General features: G+C 50.7%; 19 protein-coding genes. 13 read left to right on the forward strand and 6 right to left on the reverse strand.

Annotated features, from left to right (window positions below):
• The first annotated feature begins 46 nt into the window (after nucleotides 1-46).
• The 9 genes from csrD (at nucleotide 47) to tldD (ending at nucleotide 12,498) form a co-directional block, all read left to right on the forward strand.
• Nucleotides 47-1,957: an RNase E specificity factor CsrD gene (gene csrD, locus CG67_RS15240; RefSeq protein WP_038024897.1), complete on the forward strand. Its 1,911-nt coding sequence runs from the start codon at nucleotides 47-49 to the stop codon at nucleotides 1,955-1,957.
• Between the two features lie 127 nt (nucleotides 1,958-2,084).
• A complete protein-coding gene (locus CG67_RS15245; RefSeq protein WP_029990424.1) occupies nucleotides 2,085-2,267 on the forward strand; it encodes a hypothetical protein in 183 nt (60 codons plus the stop codon).
• A 46-nt stretch (nucleotides 2,268-2,313) separates the two neighbouring features.
• Nucleotides 2,314-3,357, forward strand: a complete 1,044-nt coding sequence (mreB, locus tag CG67_RS15250) for a rod shape-determining protein MreB (RefSeq protein ID WP_025903794.1) — start codon at nucleotides 2,314-2,316, stop codon at nucleotides 3,355-3,357.
• Nucleotides 3,358-3,502: 145 nt separating this feature from the next.
• The gene (mreC, locus tag CG67_RS15255; protein ID WP_025903795.1) at nucleotides 3,503-4,489 is read left to right on the forward strand and encodes a rod shape-determining protein MreC; all 987 of its coding nucleotides are present in this window, start codon (nucleotides 3,503-3,505) and stop codon (nucleotides 4,487-4,489) included.
• Nucleotides 4,486-4,977: a rod shape-determining protein MreD gene (mreD, locus tag CG67_RS15260; protein WP_029990423.1), complete on the forward strand. Its 492-nt coding sequence runs from the start codon at nucleotides 4,486-4,488 to the stop codon at nucleotides 4,975-4,977. Before mreC ends, mreD begins: the two co-directional genes overlap by 4 nt.
• 8 nt (nucleotides 4,978-4,985) lie before the next feature.
• Complete coding sequence (locus tag CG67_RS15265; protein ID WP_025903797.1) at nucleotides 4,986-5,579, forward strand: nucleoside triphosphate pyrophosphatase; 594 nt, start codon at nucleotides 4,986-4,988, stop codon at nucleotides 5,577-5,579.
• Complete coding sequence (gene rng, locus CG67_RS15270; protein ID WP_025903798.1) at nucleotides 5,569-7,038, forward strand: ribonuclease G; 1,470 nt, start codon at nucleotides 5,569-5,571, stop codon at nucleotides 7,036-7,038. The genes CG67_RS15265 and rng overlap by 11 nt, the downstream gene beginning before the upstream one ends.
• A gap of 138 nt (nucleotides 7,039-7,176) precedes the next feature.
• Entirely contained in the window at nucleotides 7,177-10,983 is a 3,807-nt protein-coding gene (gene yhdP / locus CG67_RS15275) for an AsmA2 domain-containing protein YhdP (protein ID WP_025903799.1), read from the forward strand.
• Between the two features lie 69 nt (nucleotides 10,984-11,052).
• Entirely contained in the window at nucleotides 11,053-12,498 is a 1,446-nt protein-coding gene (gene tldD / locus CG67_RS15280; protein WP_025903800.1) for a metalloprotease TldD, read from the forward strand.
• A 46-nt stretch (nucleotides 12,499-12,544) separates the two neighbouring features.
• Here tldD and aaeR read toward each other — a convergent pair whose 3' ends face one another.
• The gene (aaeR, locus tag CG67_RS15285; RefSeq protein ID WP_025903801.1) at nucleotides 12,545-13,465 is read right to left on the reverse strand and encodes an HTH-type transcriptional activator AaeR; all 921 of its coding nucleotides are present in this window, start codon (nucleotides 13,463-13,465) and stop codon (nucleotides 12,545-12,547) included.
• Between the two features lie 251 nt (nucleotides 13,466-13,716).
• On the opposite strand from aaeR, the gene aaeX reads away from it, so the two are divergent.
• The 3 genes from aaeX to aaeB are packed head-to-tail and all read left to right on the forward strand — an operon-like array spanning nucleotide 13,717 to nucleotide 16,827.
• Nucleotides 13,717-13,920, forward strand: a complete 204-nt coding sequence (gene aaeX / locus CG67_RS15290; protein WP_025903802.1) for a p-hydroxybenzoic acid efflux pump operon protein AaeX — start codon at nucleotides 13,717-13,719, stop codon at nucleotides 13,918-13,920.
• 7 nt (nucleotides 13,921-13,927) lie between these two features.
• Nucleotides 13,928-14,860: a p-hydroxybenzoic acid efflux pump subunit AaeA gene (gene aaeA, locus CG67_RS15295; protein WP_025903803.1), complete on the forward strand. Its 933-nt coding sequence runs from the start codon at nucleotides 13,928-13,930 to the stop codon at nucleotides 14,858-14,860.
• Nucleotides 14,861-14,871: 11 nt separating this feature from the next.
• Nucleotides 14,872-16,827: a p-hydroxybenzoic acid efflux pump subunit AaeB gene (gene aaeB, locus CG67_RS15300; RefSeq protein WP_025903804.1), complete on the forward strand. Its 1,956-nt coding sequence runs from the start codon at nucleotides 14,872-14,874 to the stop codon at nucleotides 16,825-16,827.
• 321 nt (nucleotides 16,828-17,148) lie between these two features.
• Here aaeB and CG67_RS15305 read toward each other — a convergent pair whose 3' ends face one another.
• The 5 genes from CG67_RS15305 to zapG form a co-directional block, all read right to left on the reverse strand.
• Nucleotides 17,149-17,412 carry a YdgH/BhsA/McbA-like domain containing protein gene (locus CG67_RS15305; RefSeq protein ID WP_025903805.1) on the reverse strand — a complete coding sequence of 88 codons (264 nt, stop codon included), beginning with the start codon at nucleotides 17,410-17,412 and terminating at the stop codon, nucleotides 17,149-17,151.
• Between the two features lie 420 nt (nucleotides 17,413-17,832).
• On the reverse strand, nucleotides 17,833-18,303 hold the full coding sequence (gene argR, locus CG67_RS15310) for a transcriptional regulator ArgR (protein WP_025903806.1): 471 nt from the start codon (nucleotides 18,301-18,303) through the stop codon (nucleotides 17,833-17,835).
• Nucleotides 18,304-18,746: 443 nt separating this feature from the next.
• Nucleotides 18,747-19,814 carry an outer membrane-stress sensor serine endopeptidase DegS gene (gene degS / locus CG67_RS15315; protein ID WP_025903807.1) on the reverse strand — a complete coding sequence of 356 codons (1,068 nt, stop codon included), beginning with the start codon at nucleotides 19,812-19,814 and terminating at the stop codon, nucleotides 18,747-18,749.
• A gap of 88 nt (nucleotides 19,815-19,902) precedes the next feature.
• A complete protein-coding gene (locus tag CG67_RS15320) occupies nucleotides 19,903-21,279 on the reverse strand; it encodes a Do family serine endopeptidase (RefSeq protein ID WP_025903808.1) in 1,377 nt (458 codons plus the stop codon).
• 89 nt (nucleotides 21,280-21,368) lie between these two features.
• A complete protein-coding gene (gene zapG / locus CG67_RS15325; RefSeq protein ID WP_025903809.1) occupies nucleotides 21,369-21,770 on the reverse strand; it encodes a Z-ring associated protein ZapG in 402 nt (133 codons plus the stop codon).
• Between the two features lie 211 nt (nucleotides 21,771-21,981).
• Between zapG and zapE the strand changes: the two genes are divergently transcribed.
• Entirely contained in the window at nucleotides 21,982-23,115 is a 1,134-nt protein-coding gene (gene zapE, locus CG67_RS15330) for a cell division protein ZapE (protein ID WP_025903810.1), read from the forward strand.
• The last annotated feature ends 161 nt before the right edge of the window (nucleotides 23,116-23,276 follow it).

Here is a 23,276-nt window from a genome sequence, read left to right on the forward strand (position 1 = left end):
GATATTATCTTATTCTGGATCGGTTTCAGTCACCGGGAGCACAGGGATGCGTTCAACGACACGGCTTACCGCACTCATTACTTTTGTCAGTATGCTGGCGATGTTATTGATGTTATTCGGCTGTATCGCCAGTTTTCTCTGGCTCAATAAACAGCGTATTGAGCATCAGTTTAACACGCTTGCGACTTCTATTGATCAGGCGCTTTTTGTTCGCCCCCCTTCGGAAATGACACGATGGCTGCGTGGAGTGATGCCGGTTGTCAATATTGAGCGACTTGAATTATATGACGGAAAACATGCTGTCATTAATCTTTCCCGTCATGAGTTCCCACTGGTTGAAGCTACCCCCAACCATTTTTACCATTTTTCCACCGGGTTACTGCACCATCCTTCCCTGACGTTACGTATTACTATCCTGAACCCTGTCCAGACCTGGCTTGTGTCGTTTGCCGGCATTTCTACTTTTATCGTCATGGGGGTCGTTGTACTGGTGATGTCTGCGCTCTTATTGTTGCTGCATTTCTGGCTGGATCGGCAGTCTTCAGGGATGGGGTTACTGGAAGCCAGAAGTCAGCGGATTTTACTGGGTGATCGCACTAAAGCATTAACTCCTGAGATAACTGAGTGGCCGCCGAAAGTGAGTCAGGCGATTGATACACTTTTACAGGAGATAGAACAGGCCGGGGTTCAACGTGTGCGGATAGATACCCTGACCCGTGAATTTGCGTCGCTGGATACCGAAAGCGGGCTTAATAACCGCCTTTTCTTTAACAGTCGTTTCGCCACTTTACTTGATCCGCAGGAAGAGGCCGCAGAGCATGGCTGTATTATGATGCTTCGCTTCACCGGGACAGAGGGGGTTTCGGCAGCGAATGAAGCAGAGCGAAATAATCAGCGGCTGTTTGAGTTTGTTCATAGTGTGTCAGCGCTGATCAGTTGTTACCCCGGGGCATTGCTGGCCCGGTATTTTCAGAATGATTTCACCGTGTTATTGCCTCATCGATCGCTCAAAGAAGCCGAGGGGATCGCGGCAAAACTGGTGACTGCCGCGGAAGCCTCTGCACCGTTCGGAGTCTATAATAAAGACGATTTTGTGCATATTGCGATCAGTGACTGGCAGCGTGGCCAGAGTATGGCACAGGTGATGGAGCGGCTGGATCTGGCAATGCGCAGGGCGACGCTTCTTGGCAGCAATAACTGGGCAATAGAAGAAAGCCCTCACCTGAAGCCGGACCGTGGCAGTGTTCGCTGGCGGACCTTACTGGAAAGTACCTATCAGCGAGGTGGCCCGTTACTCCTGCAAAAAGCAGTCACTGACTGGCAAGGGCAGATACATCACCGGGTATTACAGGGGCGTATTAAGGATAAGGATCAATCCATTCTGCCCGCAGAATATATGCCAGTGGTCTGTGATATAGGAATGGCTGCACTCTGGGATCGCCAGTTTCTGACCCGGGGGTTTTTGCTGGCAGCAGAAAGCGGGACGGGCGACTGGTCGTTTCCGTTAACGATAGATGCCTTGTTACAACGCCCTTTTGCGAAATGGCTCTACAAAATGCTATTACAGATACCTCGCTCTAAAAGAAAAAATTTTTTATTTGAACTTGCTGAGGCAGATGTGTGTCAACACATCGACCGGTTATTTACCGTATTGCATGACCTGCGGGCCTTCGGTTGCCGGATTATTATCAGTCAGGCGGGTCAGACCCTGGTCAGTAGTGCCTATCTGTCACGGATTAAAGCAGAGGTCATCAAACTGGATAGCGGACTGGTACGCAATATTGAACGCTGTCCGGAGAATCAATTACTGGTGAGTAGCCTGGTTGAGAGTTGTCATGCGGTATCAACGTTAGTATTCGCTACCGGTGTCAGAACGCGTGAAGAGTGGATGATGCTGATTAATTTAGGTGTTAGCGGTGGACAAGGCGATTTTATTGCGCCACCCTTACCGGCATAAATTTATGCGAAATGATTCCGGCTGGAAAAGGCCGCAGGAAATACAGTGAAACACAGGCGAACCGGGTTTCATGAGGGATTATCTGGCTGTCTTTTCAGAGTCTGTCTGCTTGAAAAGCAGGCTATAAATGTTAGATTTTGTTTCCGTTAGCGATTTACGTAAAAAATGGCTGGCGGAAAAATGTCGGGTTTACAGTGCTGTGATGATGCTTGCAATAAATCATGCTGGCATAAATGTACAATTGTTTGTTTTTTCACCGAAGCAGAATGTTGTTGCGCCTTGTGGCGGCTTCGTGTGGTTGGTAAAGTAAGCGGATTTTATTTTCCGCCCCCAGCTTGCAGGATTACCCCTTAGATATGTTTAAAAAATTTCGTGGCATGTTTTCCAATGACTTGTCCATTGACCTGGGTACCGCCAATACCCTGATTTATGTAAAAGGGCAAGGCATCGTGCTGAACGAGCCTTCTGTGGTCGCTATCCGTCAGGATCGTGCCGGCTCTCCGAAGAGTGTTGCTGCCGTCGGCCAGGAAGCTAAGCAAATGCTGGGTCGTACGCCTGGTAATATTGCCGCTATCCGCCCGATGAAAGATGGTGTGATTGCTGACTTTTTCGTCACTGAAAAAATGTTACAGCACTTTATTAAACAGGTACACAGTAACAGTTTTATGCGCCCGAGTCCGCGCGTACTGGTTTGTGTCCCGGTGGGTGCGACTCAGGTTGAGCGTCGTGCCATTCGTGAATCCGCACTGGGTGCGGGTGCGCGTGAAGTTTTCCTTATCGAAGAACCTATGGCTGCCGCTATCGGTGCCGGATTACCGGTTTCTGAAGCCACCGGCTCAATGGTGGTTGATATCGGTGGCGGTACGACTGAAGTGGCAGTGATCTCTCTGAACGGCGTGGTCTACTCATCTTCTGTACGTATCGGCGGTGATCGCTTTGATGAAGCTATTATCAATTATGTGCGCCGTAACTATGGTTCATTAATTGGTGAAGCTACGGCTGAACGCATTAAACACGGGATAGGATCTGCCTATCCGGGTGATGAAGTGCTGGAAATTGAAGTTCGTGGCAGAAACCTGGCTGAAGGTGTTCCTCGCGGGTTTACGCTGAACTCCAATGAAATACTGGAAGCATTGCAGGAGCCTCTCACCGGTATTGTCAGTGCGGTGATGGTTGCCCTGGAACAGTGCCCACCGGAACTGGCTTCTGATATTTCAGAACGCGGTATGGTATTAACCGGCGGGGGAGCGTTATTACGTAATCTCGAACGTTTACTGATGGAAGAAACCGGCATTCCTGTGGTCGTCGCTGAAGATCCTTTAACCTGCGTAGCCCGTGGCGGCGGTAAAGCGTTAGAGATGATCGATATGCATGGCGGGGATCTCTTCAGCGAAGAGTGATAGTCCGGCCGTACCCTGAGCTTTTTACCGGCTACGCTGAATAGCCGGATATTGCTGTCTGAACACCCAATGATGACGTGTCCAGCCTAAGGGAGTGCAGGCTAAACGCACTCCCTTAATATTTGTTGAGGAACACGCAGGATTTATGAAGCCGATTTTTCGCAGAGGTCCGTCTCTGCAGTTACGCTTAGTTTTAGCAGTGGTTGCCGCGATAGCCATTATCATTGCCGATAGTCGTCTGGGAGCTTTCCGCGAGATCCGTAGCTACCTGGATACTTCTGTAAGCCCGTTTTACTTTCTGGCAGATGGACCCGGACGCTTTCTGGATAGTGCTGCTGAAACATTTGCGTCGCGGAAAATGCTGGAACAGCAGAATACGGCATTGCGCCGTGAACTGATGCTGAAAGAGAGTCAGTTGTTGCTGTTGGGACAGTACAAGCAGGAAAATATTCGCTTGCGGGAATTACTGGGGTCACCGTTACGTCCCGGTGAACGTAAAATGATTACTCAGGTAATCTCTGCGGGGGCAGATCCTTACAGTGATCAGGTCATCATTGATCGTGGCAGCGATAATGGCGTCTATGAAGGGCAGCCGGTGATCAGCGAAAAAGGCGTGGTGGGTCAGGTGGTCTCTGTGGGGAAATTTACCAGTCGCGTCATGCTGATTTGTGATGCCTCCCATGCATTACCCGTGCAGGTATTGCGTAACGATGTCCGCGCCATAGCTTCAGGTGCCGGATGTGCTGAAAATCTGCAGCTGGAAAATATCTCCGGCAATCCGGATATCCGGGTCGGCGATGTGCTGGTCAGTTCCGGTTTGGGGGGGCGTTTTCCGGAAGGCTATCCGGTAGGTGTGGTTTCTTCGGTGTCTGTAGATACCCGTAGTGCAGCGACAATTATTCAGGCGAAACCTGCAGCGGGTTTACAACGCCTGCGTTATCTTCTGCTTCTCTGGAACAGTAATACGACTGACGGCACCCATATTTCACCCGAAGCCGTACATCAGGCCGCTGATGAACGACTCATGCAGGTGATGCCACAGGTTTTACCGCCAGCAGGCGAGGCCGGTCGGGTAGAGGGGAATAACGACCCCGCTGCCCCCACGTCTTCTGCTCATGGAGAACGTCCTTGACTAGTCATTACAGGAGTCAGGGGCGTTGGATTATCTGGTTATCCTTTCTGGTAGCTCTTATCCTTGAAGTCATGCCATGGCCGGATCAGTTTTATATGTTCCGGCCTTCCTGGCTATTGCTGATCCTGCTGTACTGGGTATTGGCTTTACCGCATAGGGTCAATGTCGGTACTGCTTTTTTCCTTGGGGCGGTAATGGATCTGATCGTCGGGTCTACACTGGGAGTGCGGGCACTGGCACTCAGCCTGGTGGCTTATCTGGTGGCTTATAAATTTCAACTGTTCCGCAATCTTGCCCTGTGGCAGCAAGCTTGCATGGTGACCGTCTTATCACTTTTTGTTGATGTGGTGGTATTCTGGGCAGAATTTATGGTCAGCGATGTCTCTTTCCGGCCGGAGATTTTCTGGGGCGGTATCGTTAATGGTATTCTCTGGCCGTGGCTGTATTTGCTGATGCGGAAAATTCGTCATCAGTTTGCCATTCAGTAAGGATGATTATGCCCGACTTATATCTGGCTTCCGGTTCACCCCGCCGACAGGAATTACTCGCTCAGGCAGGATTGCGTTTTGAACGTCTGATAACGACGGTCGAAGAGTCAAGACACCCGGGCGAGACGGCAGAAGCGTATGTTTGCCGCCTGTCGTTAGATAAAGCACTGGCAGGTGTGCGTATCGCACCGACCGATTTACCGGTGATCGGTGCGGATACGATTGTGGTTGCTGATGGCGAGGTCCTTGAAAAACCTGCCAATGAAGCGCATGCACGGCAGATGCTGACAACGCTGTCAGGAAAAACGCATCAGGTAATGACCGCGGTGACGGTGGCAAGCCGTAAGGGAACCGTGACCGAAAATGTTATTACCCATGTCACCTTCCGTGAGCTGAGTTCTGCCGATATTGAGAGTTATATTGCCAGCGGTGAACCTATGGACAAAGCCGGTGCTTACGGGATCCAGGGAAAAGGCGGGCGTTTTGTTCGTCGTATCGATGGCAGCTTCTATGCTGTCGTCGGGCTCCCGCTGGTTGAAACAGAAGAGCTGCTCGCCCGGTTACAGGTGTTAACGGCGGAAAAGGAGCAGTATGACCACTGAATTACTTGTGAATGTCACCCCCTCTGAAACCCGTGTCGCCTATATTGATGGCGGGATCCTGCAAGAGATCCATATCGAAAGAGAGTCCAGACGGGGCATTGCCGGTAACATTTATAAAGGCCGGGTCAGCCGTGTCTTGCCCGGTATGCAGGCTGCTTTCGTCGATATTGGTCTGGATAAGGCTGCATTCCTTCACGCCTCTGATATTGTCCCTCATACTGAATGTGTGGCGGGGGATGAACAAAAGAAATTCCATGTCCGTGATATCGCTGAACTGGTCCGTCAGGGCCAGGATCTGATGGTTCAGGTGGTGAAAGATCCTTTGGGGACCAAGGGCGCCAGACTGACCACCGATATTACGTTACCTTCCCGTTATCTGGTTTTTATGCCGGGAGCCTCGCATGTGGGCGTTTCCCAGCGTATTGAAAGTGAAAAAGAACGGAACCGGCTGAAAAAAGTCGTTGCAGATTACTGTGACGAAAATGGCGGATTTATTATTCGTACTGCTGCCGAAGGTATCGGTGAAACTGAACTGGCACAGGATGCCGCATTTCTGAAACGGCTTTGGGGCAAAGTCTCAGAGCGTAAAAAACGTCATCAGACACGCTCGCTGTTATATGGTGAGCTGGCACTGGCACAGCGGGTACTACGCGATTTTGTGGAAGCAGAATTAGATCGCATCCGGATAGATTCCCGTCAGACCTATGAATTGCTGCTCGGGTTCACGGCAGAATATATGCCGGAAATGACACAAAAACTTGAGCTCTATACCGGCAAACAGCCAATTTTTGATCTATTCGACGTTGAAAACGAAATTCAGCGGGCGCTCGACCGTAAGGTCGAACTCAAGTCTGGCGGCTATCTGATCATCGATCAGACGGAAGCAATGACCACCATTGATATCAATACCGGGGCCTTTGTTGGTCACAGAAACCTGGATGAGACGATTTTCAATACCAATATTGAAGCGACCCAGGCGATTGCCCGCCAGCTGAGATTACGTAACCTCGGGGGGATCATCATCATCGACTTTATTGATATGGCGAATGATGACCACCGCCGTCGTGTTTTACACTCTCTGGAAAATGTATTAAGTAAAGATCGGGTGAAAACCGGGATCCATGGCTTTTCGGCGTTGGGGCTGGTGGAAATGACCCGTAAGCGAACCCGTGAAAGTCTGGAACATGTGCTGTGCGGCGGTTGTCCTACCTGTAGCGGACGCGGAACAGTAAAAACCGTTGAAACCGTTTGTTATGAGATTATGCGTGAGATTGTGCGCGTGCATCACGCCTATGATACTGACAGCTTTCTGGTGTATACCTCGCAGGCCGTGGGAGATGCTCTCAAAGGAGAAGAATCCCACGCACTGGCCGAACTGGAAATATTCATCGGTAAGCAGGTAAAAATCCATGCTGAGCCGTTATATATCCAGGAACAATTTGATGTGGTCATGATGTAAGGACTTACCCCTGTCGCTGTACCCGGAGGATTATCAGGATGATGATCCCGGGTTCAGCTATAATATGCATCAGAGCTTTTACTGCTGGCACCGGCTTGCCCTACCGGGGTTATTACTGAATTAATCAAGGAGAAGTGTGTGAGGCGTTTGCCCGGGATCTTGTCGCTGATAGCCGCTACGCTTATCGTTATCGTTGCTCTGCTTATCAGTGGATTACGACTCCTGATGCCGCATATGAATGAGTACCGTACAGAAATTCTGTCGGCGGTCTCTTCTCTGAGTGGCACCTCCCTCCATGCTGATGAACTCACCGGTCGCTGGGAGAATTTTGGCCCGGTGGTTGAGATCCGCGGTCTGCAAAGTACCCTTGGCGACGGTACGACCCTCGGGGTTTTCCATGTCCGGCTGGCGCTGGACGTCTGGCAGTCATTACTGCACGCCCGGTTACAGTTCCGCGATCTGACCTTCTGGCAATTACAGCTGTCGACCCGTACCTTACCCCGGTCTTCTTCCGGATCCCGTCAGTCGCTGGGCCTCGGCCAGGTAGAAAATCTCTTTCTCCACCGCTTTGACCACTTTATTTTGCGGGACAGCCAGATAAGCTTCCCGTCGCTGTCAGGACAGCAGGTTCACTTAGCTATCCCGCAACTGACCTGGTTTAATGAGGGTAAACGTCATCGTGCTGAAGGTGAAGTCAGCCTGAGCAGTATCACTGGCCAGCATGGCGTCGTTCAGGTCAGGCTGGACCTGAACGATCTTAACGGCATGATTGATACCGGCAGAGTCTGGTTACAGGCAGATAGCGTCGATGCGAAACCCTGGCTGGGGCGTTGGATGAAAGATAACACCACACTCCGTACTGCCGATTTCAGCCTGAAGGCCTGGGTCAACCTGAAAGCCGGGGTGCCGGACTCCGGGGATCTGTTACTCACCAAAGGCACTGCCCGCTGGCAGGCAGGTCAGGATCCGCACCAGCTTACTGTCGATAATCTTACCGCACATCTGTTCCGTACAGGTAAAGGCTGGGCGCTGACTATTCCGCGGGCCGGGCTTGCAACAGACGACATTCCCTGGCCGCAAGGCTCACTCTCCTTCTACTGGCAACCGGAACAGAATAATTTACTGCGCGCAGCAGAGACCTCCGAAATTCGTCTGCGGGCGACCCGGCTGGATTTACAACGGATCGCGCCGCTGGTACCGCTACTGGCACCGCTGGCCCCCGGACTGGCCGAACAATGGCGCGTTCTGCAGCCTGAAGGGAATATAGACAGCCTGGCGATCGACTTTTCCTTACCGTACCCTCAGCAGAGCCGCTTTCTCGCCAGCTGGCACAACCTGAGCTGGCAGGCGACACAAGCGCTGCCTGCCGTCAGTGATCTTTCCGGCAAAGGCAGCGGCAGTTTTGACCAGGGAGAAATCAACCTGTCAGCCGGCCCGCAGGATCTGGCGGTCGGGGATACCTTCAAAGCTCCTCTGGAAATGCAGGGCGTTACCGGTACCTTCCGCTGGGATACCCGGAACGGTGATCTGTTATTGTCCGGAGAGAATGTGATCGCCAGTGCACGATCGCTGAAAGCGGCAGGTAACTTCCGTTATCAGCAGCGAAGAGGAGGCCAGCCACGTCTGGATATCCTTGCCGGCATGGACGTGACCGATGCCGGGGATGCCTGGCGATATTTCCCTCACCATCTGATGGGGAAAGGTCTGACGGATTATCTGAGTGGTGCAATCAAAGGGGGACAAACCCGTAATGCGACGCTGATTTTTGCCGGTAACCCGCACAACTTCCCGTTCCGTCACCATGACGGAGTGTTTCAGGTCTATGTTCCGCTGCGTGACGCCACCTATGCTTTTCAGCCGGACTGGCCAGCTCTGCAGCACCTGGATATTGACCTGAATTTCGTCAATGACGGCTTATGGATGAAAGCGGCCCATGCCCGGCTGGGTAACGCGGTGGCTGAGAACCTGACGGCTGATATCACTGACTATCGTCAGGAAAAGTTAATTATCAACGGCGATGTCAGTGGGAGCGGCCAGGACATTCATGACTATTTCCGTCAGACGCCGCTGGCTAAATCCCTGGCGGCAACGCTCGCACAATTACAGATCCAGGGAAACGTCGCCGGTCATCTCAACCTGGATATTCCGCTGGATGGCAAACAGGTGACAGCGACCGGGGATGTCAGACTGAACAATAATGGTCTCTATATCAAGCCTCTGAAAACCCGGCTGACAAATATGAACGGCCGGTTCCGGTATCAGAATGGTGCCCTGGACAGTGATACTCTGCATGCCCAATGGTATGGACAACCGGTCGAATTCACGTTCAATACCCGTGAGCAGGAAAAAGACTTTGCGGTTAATATTGCACTGCAGTCGCAATGGAACCCTGCGGCCCTGAAATTACTCCCGGCGTCACTGCGCTCACGACTGAGCGGGAAATTACCGTGGCAGGGGAAGGTCAGTATCAGCCTGCCGTATCACGGGGGCGCTGATTATCAGGTCGCGATACAGGGAGATGCAAAGGATGTAAGTAGTCACTTACCATCGCCGCTTTTGAAAGATTCAGGCAGTGCATTTCCGTTTGAGATTAATGTCAAAGGGGACTTAAAAAGTTTCCTGCTCAGTGGCCGCGCCGGTAAGGACCAGAGATTTATCAGTCGCTGGTTGCTTGAGCCGGAGTTCCGGCTGGATAGAGGACAGTGGCAGGACCAGACCACGAAGCTGCCAGCACTTCCGGATTCCCCCTCCATGATACTGAACCTGCCGGCGCTACAGGGTGAAGAGTGGCTGGTGTTATTTGGCGGAAATCATTCTGATAACAATGCGTTGAAAACGTCCGGAGCGCCGTTTGAACTGCCCGGAAATATCACTCTGCATACACCCTCACTGGCGCTGGGTGGCCAGAACTGGAACGACCTGACGGTATTACTGTCACGGAGTGTGGATGGTGCGACACGGGTGACGGCAAACGGTAAAGAAATTCGGGGCCAGTTACAAATAAACCCGAACCGTCCGTGGCAACTGAATCTCGACTACCTGTACTACAATCCACAGTGGCCGGCCGGGAACAACATCTCTTCACCATCGACCACGACACAGAAATACAGTTTTGCACAATGGCCGGCATTGCAACTGCAATGTCATCAGTGCTGGTTTGCCGGTCAGAACGTCGGAAAAGTTTCCGCACGTTTAACGCCCTCTCGTGAAAAGTTAGTGCTTACTGATGGGTTGCTGGACTCCGCATATACACATCTGAAAGTCAGCGGTGAATGGGATCAGTCAGGTACGCATTCCCGTACCTCTCTGAAGGGGGAAATTACCAGTGACAACATCAGCCGGACATTACAGTGGTTCGGTGTGACTTCTCCTGTGCAGAGCGCGCCAGTGAAACTGGACTATGATCTTCACTGGCAGAAGGCCCCCTGGCAGCCGGATCTGCCGACCCTCAGTGGTCTGCTGAAACTGGAAACCGGTAAAGGAGATATCACCAGTGTCAATACCGGGACAGCCGGACAGCTGTTGCGCCTGGTCAGTGTGGATGCCTTGCTGCGTAAATTACGTTTCGATTTCAGAGATACCTTCAGCAATAAAGGGTTCTATTTTGACTCGATCAAAGGGACCGCCTGGATTGAAAAAGGGGTATTACGTACCGATAATCTGTTTATTGACGGGTTGGAAGCCGATATCACGATGCAGGGGAATGCGGATTTTGTTCGCCGTCGGCTCAATCTGAATGCCAGTGTCGCACCTGAATTGTCAGCGTCTGTGGGTGTGGCGACGGCATTTGTCATTAATCCCGTGGTCGGGGCGGCCGTGTTTGCCGCAAGTAAGGCCCTGGCCCCGTTATGGAATAAAATCTCCCTGCTGCGTTACCATATTGGCGGAACCCTGGATGACCCGCAAATCCATGAGATACTCCGCAAACCCCGGACTGATAAATGATGTCTGAATTGACGGCATCACGGAATTACAGCAGGCTATAGCTAAACGCGATAATACGAGTGAGAAACGATGACACTGAATCTGGTAAGTGAGCAGTTACTGACTGCCAATAATATTACACAGCAGGATATTTCTTCCCTGTTAGGCCAGCTTTCAGAACGCCGTCTGGATTATGCCGATCTCTATTTCCAGTCGAGCTACCATGAATCATGGGGTCTGGAAGACAGCATTATTAAAGAAGGCTCATGGAATATTGACCAGGGTGTGGGTATCAGGGCTATCAGCGGCGAGAAAACAGGATTCGCGTATGCTGACCAGCTAACGCTGAATGCCCTTCAGCAAAGTGCTGAAGCTGCCCGCAGCATTGTGCGTGAATCCGGTAACGGACAAGTGAAAACGCTGGCCGCGGTGAACCATAAGCCGTTGTATGCGGCAGTTAACCCGCTGGATAGCCTGAGCCGTGAGGATAAAATCACCCTTCTGCACCGTGTTGATAAAGTTGCACGTGCACAGGACTCTCGTGTACAGGAAGTCAGTGTCAGTCTGACAGGTATCTATGAGCAGGTACTGGTCGCAGCAACCGACGGAACGTTCGCGGCAGATATTCGCCCTCTGGTCCGCTTATCTGTCAGTGTGCTGGTGGAGGATCACGGTAAACGTGAACGGGGTGCCAGCGGCGGGGGCGCGCGTACCGGGTATGAGTTCTTCCTGGCCGATGAAGAGGGTGAAGTCCGGGCTGATGCCTGGGCGAAAGAAGCTGTGCGCATGGCTCTGGTCAATTTGTCTGCGGTTGCGGCTCCGGCAGGAACTTTGCCGGTAGTACTGGGTGCGGGCTGGCCGGGAGTTCTTCTGCATGAAGCTGTAGGTCATGGGCTGGAAGGGGATTTTAACCGCCGCGGGACCTCGGTCTTCAGTGGACAGATGGGGCAAAAAGTGGCGTCTGATCTGTGTACGGTCGTGGATGATGGTACGCTGTCCGGACTGCGCGGCTCTCTGGCAATCGATGATGAAGGTGTACCGGGTCAGTACAATGTCTTGATCGAAAACGGCGTGCTGAAAGGTTATATGCAGGATAAGCTGAACGCCCGTCTGATGGGGGTTCCGCCGACCGGAAATGGTCGTCGTGAATCTTATGCACATCTGCCAATGCCCCGGATGACCAACACTTACATGCTGGGCGGCCAGTCAACGCCACAGGAGATTATCGAAAGTGTTGAATATGGCTTATATGCACCGAATTTCGGTGGAGGCCAGGTCGATATTACCTCCGGTAAATTTGTTTTCTCAACTTCTGAAGCTTATCTGATCGAAAAAGGGAAAATTACTTCGCCGGTGAAAGGGGCGACGCTGATAGGTTCAGGTATTGAAGCAATGCAGCAGATTTCTATGGTCGGTAATGATCTTGCGCTGGATAAAGGTGTGGGTGTGTGTGGTAAAGACGGGCAGAGTGTCCCTGTCGGTGTCGGTCAGCCGACATTGAAGCTGGATAAACTCACGGTCGGTGGTACCGCCTGATCTTCTGCAGTATCTGAGTACGCACCGTCAGTCACGGGGGTGCGTACTAATTTCTTGCCCGGTTTTCCTGATATTTTTTTGCCATTTCACTGAAATATTCGGTCAGATAATCAATACAGACCTGAACCTTGAGCGGTAGCTTATTCCTTTCCGTATAGAGTGCGTACACCGGGCGTGGTTTCGCATGATACTGCGGGTAAAGGATCTCAATTTCACCGCGGTTAATCTCATCCAGTATCCACATTAACGGCACATAAGCGATGCCTGAGCCCGCTTTCAGCCAGCCAATCAGTGTCAGTGGATCATTTGTGGCAAAACGCCCCTTCGGTGTCAGTGTCAGCGTCTGCCCGTCCGGTGAAACCAGCTCAAATTCATTGTAGGGATACACACTATATTCCAGCCACGCAAAACTTTCTAACTCCTCCGGACGGCCGGGTAACTCATGCAGTCCCGGAAAATGCCTTGAGGCACACAGCACCATTGGCATACTTCCCAGGCGCCGGGAAAAGAGTGCGGAATTTTCCAGCGTACCGGAGCGGATCACCAGGTCCAGTCCATGAGCTATCAAATCAGGCGCAGGGTTACCGGTAATAAGATTGACGCTCAGACCGGGGTAATCATGCAGCAGCTGAGCGGTCATCGGCGAAAGGACATTCTGCGCCATGGTTGTGGTACTGCCGATGCGCAGCATACCGATAGGGGTATTATTAAAGGCGTAGAGCTGCTCATGGACCTGATTAGCTTCATGCAGCATGCGTCGGCAGCCCTGATAATAGATCCTGCCGGCTTCGGTCAGGCCGATACTCCGTGTACTTCGGTTAAGAAGTTTAACCTGAAGCTCATCCTCCAGCTTTGCGATTGTCTGGCTCACAGAAGATACGCTAAGGTGTAATTGCCGTGCTGCTGCAGTGAAAGAACCGAGATCGACAACTTTCACAAAAACAGACATTCCTTTCAATCTTTCCATTATTAACTCTGGCTTAAAAGTGATTTGCGTCACATTTTGTAGAAAACTAACTATCAGACACGTTACTATAGTCTGATCGCATCGATAATTTTGTGCTGCAGTAACGTCTGAAAATTATACAAAATCGCTTTTGTTGACATATGCTTGTGGTTCACCCGCCATCAGGTCGAGTTCATCCTGATGTTGATGGCCGTGATCATCAGGTATCCGAGTGCCTTTTGATTTATGGTCTTGATTCTAAAGGATTTTTAATGAGTGTTCACCCGGTACTAGTCGTTTTCGGGCTATCGTTTCCGCCCGTTTTCGTTGAACTCATTCTGTCACTGCTGTTGTTCTGGGTGGTGAAAAGAATTCTGACGCCCACCGGTATTTATGACCTGGTCTGGCATCCTTCACTTTTTAATACGGCTCTTTATTGCTGTGTCTTTTATCTTGTTTCCAGTTTAATGGTCTGAGGTTTCAGTGAAAACGCTTATAAAAAAAGTCGCACGTTATGCGATAACCCTGATCCTGGTGGCCGTTGCCATCGTGATTGTTTTTCGCGCCTGGGTCTACTACACCGAATCGCCGTGGACAAGGGACGCTAAATTTGCCGCCGATGTCGTGGCGATTTCTCCTGACGTCACCGGGCTCATCACTGATGTCAAAGTGCATGATAACCAGTTCGTGAAAAAAGGCGACACGTTGTTTGAAATTGACCGTCCACGCTTCCAGGAAGCGCTGGATGAAGCGCAGGCGAATGTTGACTATTACCAGTCGGTCGTGGACGAGAAGCGCCGCGAAGCCGCACGTCGTAACCAGTTGGGTGCCGTTGCGTTGTCGAAAGAAGCGGTAGAACAGGCAAATAACACTCTGCAAACCAGCGAGCAGCAACTGGCTCAGGCGAAAGCTGCCCGTGATTTAGCGCAGATTGATTTAACCCGTACGGATGTCAGGGCGCCGGCAGATGGCTGGGTGACTAACCTGACGGTGTATGGCGGAGAATTTATCAGCCGTGGCTCTGTGGCTGTGGCGCTGGTGAAGGCTCGCACATTCTATGTCATTGCTTATATGGAAGAGACCAAACTCAGTGGTGTTAAACCGGGTTACCGGGCAGAAATTACTCCGCTGGGTAGCAATACCGTCCTGCGAGGATCCGTCGACAGTATTGCCGCCGGGGTGACGAACAGTAGCAGCAGTGTTGACTCCAAGGGCATGGCAACGGTCGATTCTAACCTGGAGTGGGTCCGTCTGGCACAGCGTGTTCCGGTGCGTATTCATCTGGATGTTCAACCTGGCAATCGTTTCCCGGCAGGGACGACGGCGACGGTTGTGGTTACCGGAGATAAAGACCGGCCTGATGAAAAACCCTCTCCGGCGACAGATTTACTGAACCGACTACGTGAGTTTGGTTGATTGTGGGGGCGGTGATTCAGTTTTTACGTTTCCCGGTTAAGCTGACATTTGCCGTCTTACTGGCACTGATGCTGGGGTTCTTCTGTAATTTAGAAACTCCGCGTTGGGCGGTAATGACGGCAGCGATTGTAGCAGGCGGACAAGCGTTTGCTACCGGCGGAGACCCTTACTCCGGGGCTCTGCGGCATCGGGGAATATTAAGGGTCATCGGTACCTTCCTTGGGTGCATTGCAGCGCTGACTATCATGATCTTCACTGCCCGCGCGCCCGTCGTTATGTTGATGTTGTGTTGTCTGTGGGCCGGAATTTGTGTCTGGCTCTCTTCGCTGATGCGTGCTGAGAATGCCTATGCATTAGGGCTGGCCGGTTACACCGCCTTAATTATCATGGTGACGGTCGCGGCCAATGGTTCACTGGCACTGGTTCCTCGTTTTGCGGTTGAGCGTTGCAGTGAAATCAGCATCGGGATTTTTTGTGTGATCCTGGCCGATATTATCTTTTCTCCCCGTTCGATTAAGAAAGTGATCGACCATGAAACCGAATCGTTACTGATAGCTCAGTACCAGCTGCTGCAGATTTGTGTCAGGCAGGCGGATAAAGAAGAACTGGATAAAGCCTGGGGCGCATTAGTCCGTCGTACCACTGCGCTGGGGGGAATGCGTCAGCAACTAAGAATGGAATCGACTCACTGGCATCGTTCCGGTCGCCGGATGAAGATGCTCAATACACTTTCTTTGACCATGATAACCCAGGCCGCAGAAACCTTTCTAATCAGCACGACCCGGCAAGAGTATATCCCTTCTGAATTTTATGAGGTGATCAACCGTGATGTCAGTAACTTTTCTGAACTGTATCAGCAGTTGAAAGCGTTACGGCGTCTGGTGACATTAACGGGGAACCGCCAGGTGCCGGAAACGATCAGCACATGGATAGGTGCCGCCAGTGAATATCTGGTGTTACTGAAAGGGCTGAAAACGAATGCCAGGATCAGCCATATTGAAGAAGCTATCCTGCAACGTGAAATTGTTGTGCATGTGCGTTCTGCCGAGACGCATCCGGCGATGATAAACGGGATCCGTACCTTTGTTGCTACTGCACTGGGGTCACTTTTCTGGCTCTATTCCGGCTGGAATGCCGGCAGTGCCTGTATGGTGATGCTGGCGGTTGTGACCGCATTAGCCATGCGATTGCCCAATCCACTGATGCTGGCAAAAGATTTTCTGTACGGTATGTCAGTGGCCGTTCCGCTCGGAGCACTGTATTACATGTTCCTGCTACCAGGGACACAACAAAGCATTTTTCTGCTCTGTCTTATCATGGGCAGTATGGCTTTTGTTGCCGGTATTTTTATTCAGCGTCGGCAGTTGGGTACTCTTGGTGCATTTGTCGGTACGCTAAATATTCTGGTTTTGAGTAATCCGATGGATTTCGGTATTAATACTTTCCTTGATAGTGCACTGGGGCAGGTTATTGGCTGTTTCCTGGCGATGATGGTGATTTTACTTATCCGGGATAAATCTAAAGCCCGTACCGGAAGAAAAATTCTTAATCGCTTTATTTATGCTGCGGTATCGGCATTGACGACGGATCCTGAAAGGCGCCGGGAAAATCATCTGCCGGCACTCTATCAGCAGTTATTCCTGCTGCTTAACCTTTTCCCGGATGATATTAATAAATATCGTCTGGCATTAACGCTGATTATTAGCCATCAACGTTTGCGAAAGGCAAATATCCCGCCTGCGGCTGAGTTATCTGAATTCCATCGCAGATTGCGACATACCGGAGACAGAGTTATTTCATCACATAATGATGAGAAGCGGAGCCATTATTACAATCAGCTATTACAGGAACTGGAAATTTACCAGCAGAAGCTTCATGAGCACTCGGTGCCGGTTTCTGTGATCGAGCCGGTGCACCGTCTGGAGGACATTCTGATACGCTACCGAAACACATTGATTAACCTGTAATTAAAGAAGGCTACGTCATGTCATACATCCGGAAGAGGTTTGACGACTGACGATTAGGACAAATAAAAAAAGCCCCCGAAAGGGGGCTGAAATGACATTTTTCAGGGGATAGAACTTCTTTCCGGGAAGGCCCGGTCGTTATAATATTATTCTTATCTTATGGTCCGGAACCGGTATAACAGTCTGCAGACTGTCACCTTAATAAGGCTGACGGAGAACTAACGTTACCGCAGCGATTAGCCTTATTTTTTTCCGTCGTAATTATCCTGTTATCAGGAAAGAGTATTTTGCAGTCATTGCCTTACATGGAAAGTTACTGTGTTATTTAAAAACTACTGCAGTCGCGTGATAATTACCATTCATATAGTTTTCGGTAATTTCATACGCACGGGCACCCATTGCATCAGCTTTGCTATTTAATTGTTGATTAATATCTGACGGTGCCGAATTAATGCCACTGACGGTGATAACCCCGATGGAGTGCATACCTTGTGCCTGCTCGCTATTAATTGATTGTGCAGCAGATGCGGTAAATGAAAGAACAGTTAATACACCCATCATAGCCAGTCCGGCTTTTATACTCACGATTGATTCCTCAGTTAATAATTTTCAATTTTTTGTGATGTTGATCACGGAAAGCATTATAGTACTGGTAACCTGGGAAATTAATACATTGCTAATAATACTTTGGTTGAATGTAACCGTTTACTTGATATTTTTTATAACAAATTCAACTAACAGATGAATATTATTTAACCTTTGACTTTTTTTTGTCACTACAAACAACAGGATGCAACGATTTGTCATTTTGTGCTATTTCCTCTGCTCCTTCATTTTTGTTTCATTATTGTGATGTTTTATGCTGCGGGAATGCGGGAATGCGGGAATGCGGGAATGCGGGAATGCGGGAATGCGGGAATGCGGGAATGCGGGAATGCGGGAATGCGGGAATGCGGGAATGCCCCTGCCGCTATGACAGTGGCGGCAGGGAAGTGGTGTGCTGTATTAAAGTTCCTGCTCGAATAATGTCAGGATAGCATCATAGAGTTTCTTCACGGTGAACCCCCGGGACGGAGTAATGAAGATAGTGTCATCACCCGCGATGGTACCCAGGATCCCTTCGGCTTTACCTAATGAATCCAGCAACCGCGCTATCAACTGTGCAGCACCGGGACTGGTATGAATGACGACCAGTGCATCATTGAAATCGATATCCAGAACCAGGTTCTTTAACGGGCTGGTCGTGGTGGGTACCCCGAGTTCGGCAGGCAGGCAGTACACCATCTCCATTTTCGCATTACGGGTACGAACGGCTCCAAACTTGGTCAGCATCCGCGACACTTTAGACTGGTTAATATTATTAAAGCCTTCGTCCTGAAGCGCAGTAACAATCTCGCCCTGTGAACTAAACTTTTCTTCTTTCAGCAGGGCCTTGAATGCCCTGATTAAATCTTCCTGTTTAGAAGCGATTCGCATAGGCTACCATTTTTTATATGAGTGGAAATCCGTAAAAGGGTTACATTATTATGCATGCTGATGAATTTTTATGCAATGCGTAACCTGTTATCCAGCCCTGGTGTGAGCAGGGCGCGGATTTTATCAAAGAATCCAGAATAGTCCAAATCGCTATTTAACTCTGTACCCCTGGTTATTTATGTTGTTCATCTTTTTTTTGCGGTGTTTACGTCTTTTCCGCTCTTCAGAGGAAGGGCTGGCGACCACGGCAAAGAGATTCACTGGCGGGGGATCAACAGGACATGACTGACCGTCAGGGATTATTCATCGGAAGATCAGAAGATTACTGTCTCCGGGGGCAGGATCCCCGCGGCAACTGATGGCTGTAAGAGTGTTTCAGGACGGAAATAAGAACCGGCAGCGGATACCTGTTTCGTTCTCCGTGCCAGTTCGCTTTGTCCTGCTTAGTTGTCGTGAGGGAATTCCTGAATCGTCACCGGCAAGGTCAGCTTTTTATCATTACGTAATACCTGCACCTGTATCACCGAACCCGGCCTGATTTCCGCGACCTGGTCCATGGTTTCCTGAGCCGATAACGCAGGCTTTCCGTTCACACTGAGCAACAGGTCGTTAGGCTGGATACCTGCCTTTTCGGCCGGTCCGCCGGGGGCGACTTCACTGACCACCAGTCCCTGAATTTTATCCAGACTTGTCCCCTGGGTATGGAAAGCCGGGATTTCGCGGGCCGTGATCCCGATAAAGCCCCGGATCACCCGACCATAACGAATAAGTTTATCCATAATCTTGGTCGCCAGCGCGGTAGGAATAGCAAAACCAATGCCTTCAGGCGTCTCACCGTCGCTGCTTTTATCAAAGGTCAGGGTATTGATACCCACCAGTTCGCCCTGCGAGTTAATGAGTGCGCCACCGGAGTTACCCTGATTGATGGAGGCATCGGTCTGTAAGAAATTCTGGCGGCCTGACGAACTCAGCCCGACCCGGCCGGTGGCACTGATAATTCCCTGAGTCACGGTTTGTCCCAGATTATAAGGGTTACCGATGGCCATCACGACGTCACCGACATGCGCGATGCGTTTGGTATTAATCGGGATCACGGGCAGGTTAGAGGCGGAAATTTTCAGCACGGCCAGATCGGTCATCGCGTCTGAGCCCACCAGAGTCGCTTCATAAAACCGGCCATCCTGCAGAGCAACAATAATTTGTCCGGCGTTATTGATCACATGTTTATTGGTCAGAATATATCCGCGGGAATTCATAATGACCCCGGAACCCAGAGTGGTGATCCCCTGATTATTATTCGCCTGGGTGTTACGGTTATAGACATTAACCACTGCGGGGGCAGCACGCCTCACTCCCTGGCTAAAGCTGACAATAGGCTCCTCAGAGGCGTCAGAAGAATGGCCAAAAAGTCCTGACAGCCAGCTTCCGGTATGGAATCCGGGCATGACCAGTAACAGCACCACAGCCACAATAAGGCCGATAATCACCGAACGTAATAATTTGATTAACATGCCGATCGTTTTGCAGGGAAAGGGGAAGTAAGGATAACATGATAACGACCGGGACGGGTATCAGCTTGTGCCGGTCGTTATCTGCTTTTTAACGCATTAACAGATAGATACTTTCCTGGCCACGAATGACATTCAGCGCGATAACATCCGGTTTGGTTTCCAGTACTTTGTGAAGTTCTGCCAGATTTTGTACCCGTTGGCGGTTAACGCTGATAATGACATCGCCGGGATGCATTCCCACCTGCGCAGCCGGACTCTGTTTTATCACCTCTGCTACTTTTATCCCTTTCTCTTTGCTGACCGTTTCACCATCAGTAAACGTCGCTCCCTGGAAGGCGGGTTCAGCCAGACGGGTCACTGCGGATACGTTGGCACCGCTTTGCTCAAGTGTGACCACGATAGCCAGAGGCTTGCCGGCACGCAGTATACCCAGTCGTAATTTATCTCCAGGAGAGTGGGTACTAACTTTCACTCTCAGCTCTGCAAATCCGGACAGGGATTTATCATCGAGGGTGGTAATAATGTCACCGGCCTTCAGCCCGGCGTTTGCGGCGGCAGATCCCGGAAGCACTTCTGCTATAAATGCGCCCCGGCTGACATTCACATTGAAGGCCTTCGCCATCTCCGGGGTCAGTTCAGTGCCTTTGATACCGAGTTGTCCGTGTTTTACCTGACCGTATTTAATCAGCTGGTCGGCAATATTCATGGCCATATTCCCGGGGATGGCAAAACCGATACCGATGTTACCGCCATTCGATGCCAGGATAGCCGTGTTGATACCAATCAGTTCACCGCGCAGATTGACCAGTGCACCACCGGAGTTGCCCCGGTTGATGGCAGCATCGGTCTGGATAAAGTTTTCCAGTCCTTCAATATTCAGGCCACTGCGTCCCAGTGCTGAAATAATGCCGGATGTTGCGGTTTGTCCTAAGCCGAACGGGTTACCGATAGCCACTGCAAAATCACCGACCTGCAGTTGATCAGAGTTTGCCACGCTAATCTGTGTCAGATCTTTCGGGTTTTTCACCTGTAATAATGCGATATCGGTCGGGGTATCACTGCCCAGCACTTTGGCATCAAACTGGCGTCCGTCACTCAACTGTACGGTGATTTTTGTCGCATCCCTGATGACATGATGGTTAGTAAGGATATAGCCCTTTTCCGCATTGATAATCACCCCTGAGCCCAGGCCTTCAAAAGGCTGTGGCTGTGTACTTTGCGGGGAGGGCTGACCCGGGAACTTTTTCAGTGGCTGAGGGGTATTTTGATCACTGGCCGGCGCTTGTATGCCACTGACCTGAACACTGACGACAGCAGGTAACACGCGGGAGAGCATCGGTGCCAGAGAAGGTAACTGCTGGCCCTCCACTTTCACAGGCAAAGTGGCGTGGGCCAGCGGTGAAAGTGATAAATTCAGTCCGGCACTCAATGAGAGGGCTAAAAATAATGGCGATAGTTTTTTCATTCTGAAAGTATTCCCGCGGTTAAAAGATGGAGCAAGCCCGGAGACGACCGGTCAATAAAAAGAGCCGGGTGCGATCGCACCCGGGGAGATTACTTACGACTCGCGGGGCCGTTTCTTAGTAATCCTGATGCGCCTTCTGAATAGTCCCGCGGGATTTGTACCGGTGCCTGATCGTTATCGGCTTCTGCTTCTGTAACCTGCCAGGTGAAAGGATTCTGATCACCAGGTAAATCCGGCAGCAGCTCATTAGAACCTTTCGCCATGTGCTGATAGAGCTGACGATAATCGTGGGCCATATTGTCCAGTAACTCTGCACTGCGTGCAAAATGGCTGGTCAGTTCTTTGCGGTATTCTTCCAGTTCAGCTTTGGATTTTTCCAGCTCATACTGAACCGTGTGCTGCTCACGCAGTTTCTTATTACCGAAGCGCATCACGACTGCGCCAATGACCAGCCCAACCACTAATCCGATAATTCCGTATTCCCAGGTCATAATAACTCCCCTAATTTCCGTTGTTATTCAGGGTACAACGGTTTCTTCTTCATGATAATCAGTTAACAACAAGAAGATAACCTACTTCAATGACAGTCACTATACCCGTTAATCTGATGGATGTGGAATCCTGAGTCAGGCTGTCGTACTGTATAACGGTTTTTTTTTCGTCAAACACCCCTGACGGGGCTTTTCTGAAAAGCTGAGAAAAATGCAAATGACATCTCCTCTGGCCCTATACCAGCAAGAGCTTAACCGCGGCGATTACCAGCCTGATGATGTACAACAATCAGCGGTGACTTGCCTTGATGAGATTTATCAGTCCCTTACTGAACGAATGCCGCAGCCCCCGGTCACCCGGCCGGGTTTGCTGGCCCGCTTATCCGGCTTATTTGGTAAGACCTCTTCTGAGGACGTTAGCCCTGTTCGCGGACTATATATGTGGGGAGGTGTCGGGCGAGGAAAAACCTGGATCATGGACCTGTTTTTTCAGTCTATTCCGGGTCAGCGTAAACTCCGGTTGCATTTTCACCGTTTTATGTTGCGAGTGCATCAGGAGCTGGCTGAATTACAGGGGCACAGCGACCCGTTACTGATTATCGCTGATCGCTTCAAAGCGGAAGCAGATTTATTGTGTTTTGACGAGTTCTTTGTCTCGGACATTACCGATGCCATGCTACTGGGTACGCTGATGGAAGCGCTGTTTGCACGCGGGATTACTCTGGTCGCAACATCCAATATTCCTCCGGATGATCTCTACCGCAACGGACTGCAGCGCGGACGCTTTTTACCTGCCATCGAACAAATTAAGCGCCACTGCAGCATTATGAATGTGGATGCCGGCATCGACTACCGGTTACGCACTCTGACGTCAGCACACTTATGGAAAACGCCGCCAGGTGATGCCAGTGAGCAGGAAATGGCGGTGATGTTTGGTGCGCTGGCCGGGTGTGACTATCAGGCGGCGGAATCGCCGGTGCTGGAGATCAACCATCGTCCGCTGGCCACGCGAAAATCCTGCGGCGGGGTGGTTGCGATAAATTTTTCCACCCTGTGTGGTGAGGCGCGTAGTCCGCGGGATTATATCGAGCTTTCAAAGCGCTATCATACTGTGCTGCTGTTTAATGTTCCGGTCATGACTCAGGCGATGGAAGACCAGGCAAGACGTTTTCTGGCATTAGTCGATGAGTTTTATGAACGGCATGTTAAACTGGTCGTCTGCGCAGAAGCGGCGTTGGGTGATATTTATCGGGGTAACCAACTGAATTTTGAGTACCAGCGCTGTCTTTCACGTCTGCAGGAAATGCAGAGTGAGGAGTATCTGCGCCGCCCGCATTTGCCCTGAATGCAAATGCCGGGAAGAGGGTAAGCAATTTTATCGCAAAAAGGGTCGACCTTTGCGGGGGACTTCTCTATAATCTTGCGACCCCACGTTACGGCAAATGGTTTTTTTTCCCAAAAACCTTTGTGATCCGGTAACTCTATCCGAAGGGGTAGGCTTACTGG

The sequence above is a fragment of the Tatumella sp. UCD-D_suzukii genome, assembly GCF_000611875.2.
In the GTDB taxonomy this organism is placed as follows: Bacteria; Pseudomonadota; Gammaproteobacteria; order Enterobacterales; family Enterobacteriaceae; genus Tatumella; species Tatumella ptyseos.

Bases quoted from the DNA above. Each gene is read 5' to 3' on its own strand.
- csrD (WP_038024897.1), top strand. From the start codon at position 47: ATGCGTTCAACGACACGGCTTACCGCACTCATTACTTTTGTCAGTATG.
- CG67_RS15245 (WP_029990424.1), top strand. From the start codon at position 2,085: ATGTTAGATTTTGTTTCCGTTAGCGATTTACGTAAAAAATGGCTGGCG.
- mreB (WP_025903794.1), top strand. From the start codon at position 2,314: ATGTTTAAAAAATTTCGTGGCATGTTTTCCAATGACTTGTCCATTGAC.
- mreC (WP_025903795.1), top strand. From the start codon at position 3,503: ATGAAGCCGATTTTTCGCAGAGGTCCGTCTCTGCAGTTACGCTTAGTT.
- CG67_RS15265 (WP_025903797.1), top strand. From the start codon at position 4,986: ATGCCCGACTTATATCTGGCTTCCGGTTCACCCCGCCGACAGGAATTA.
- rng (WP_025903798.1), top strand. From the start codon at position 5,569: ATGACCACTGAATTACTTGTGAATGTCACCCCCTCTGAAACCCGTGTC.
- tldD (WP_025903800.1), top strand. From the start codon at position 11,053: ATGACACTGAATCTGGTAAGTGAGCAGTTACTGACTGCCAATAATATT.
- aaeR (WP_025903801.1), bottom strand. From the start codon at position 13,465: ATGGAAAGATTGAAAGGAATGTCTGTTTTTGTGAAAGTTGTCGATCTC.
- aaeX (WP_025903802.1), top strand. From the start codon at position 13,717: ATGAGTGTTCACCCGGTACTAGTCGTTTTCGGGCTATCGTTTCCGCCC.
- argR (WP_025903806.1), bottom strand. From the start codon at position 18,303: ATGCGAATCGCTTCTAAACAGGAAGATTTAATCAGGGCATTCAAGGCC.
- degS (WP_025903807.1), bottom strand. From the start codon at position 19,814: ATGTTAATCAAATTATTACGTTCGGTGATTATCGGCCTTATTGTGGCT.
- CG67_RS15320 (WP_025903808.1), bottom strand. From the start codon at position 21,279: ATGAAAAAACTATCGCCATTATTTTTAGCCCTCTCATTGAGTGCCGGA.
- zapG (WP_025903809.1), bottom strand. From the start codon at position 21,770: ATGACCTGGGAATACGGAATTATCGGATTAGTGGTTGGGCTGGTCATT.
- zapE (WP_025903810.1), top strand. From the start codon at position 21,982: ATGCAAATGACATCTCCTCTGGCCCTATACCAGCAAGAGCTTAACCGC.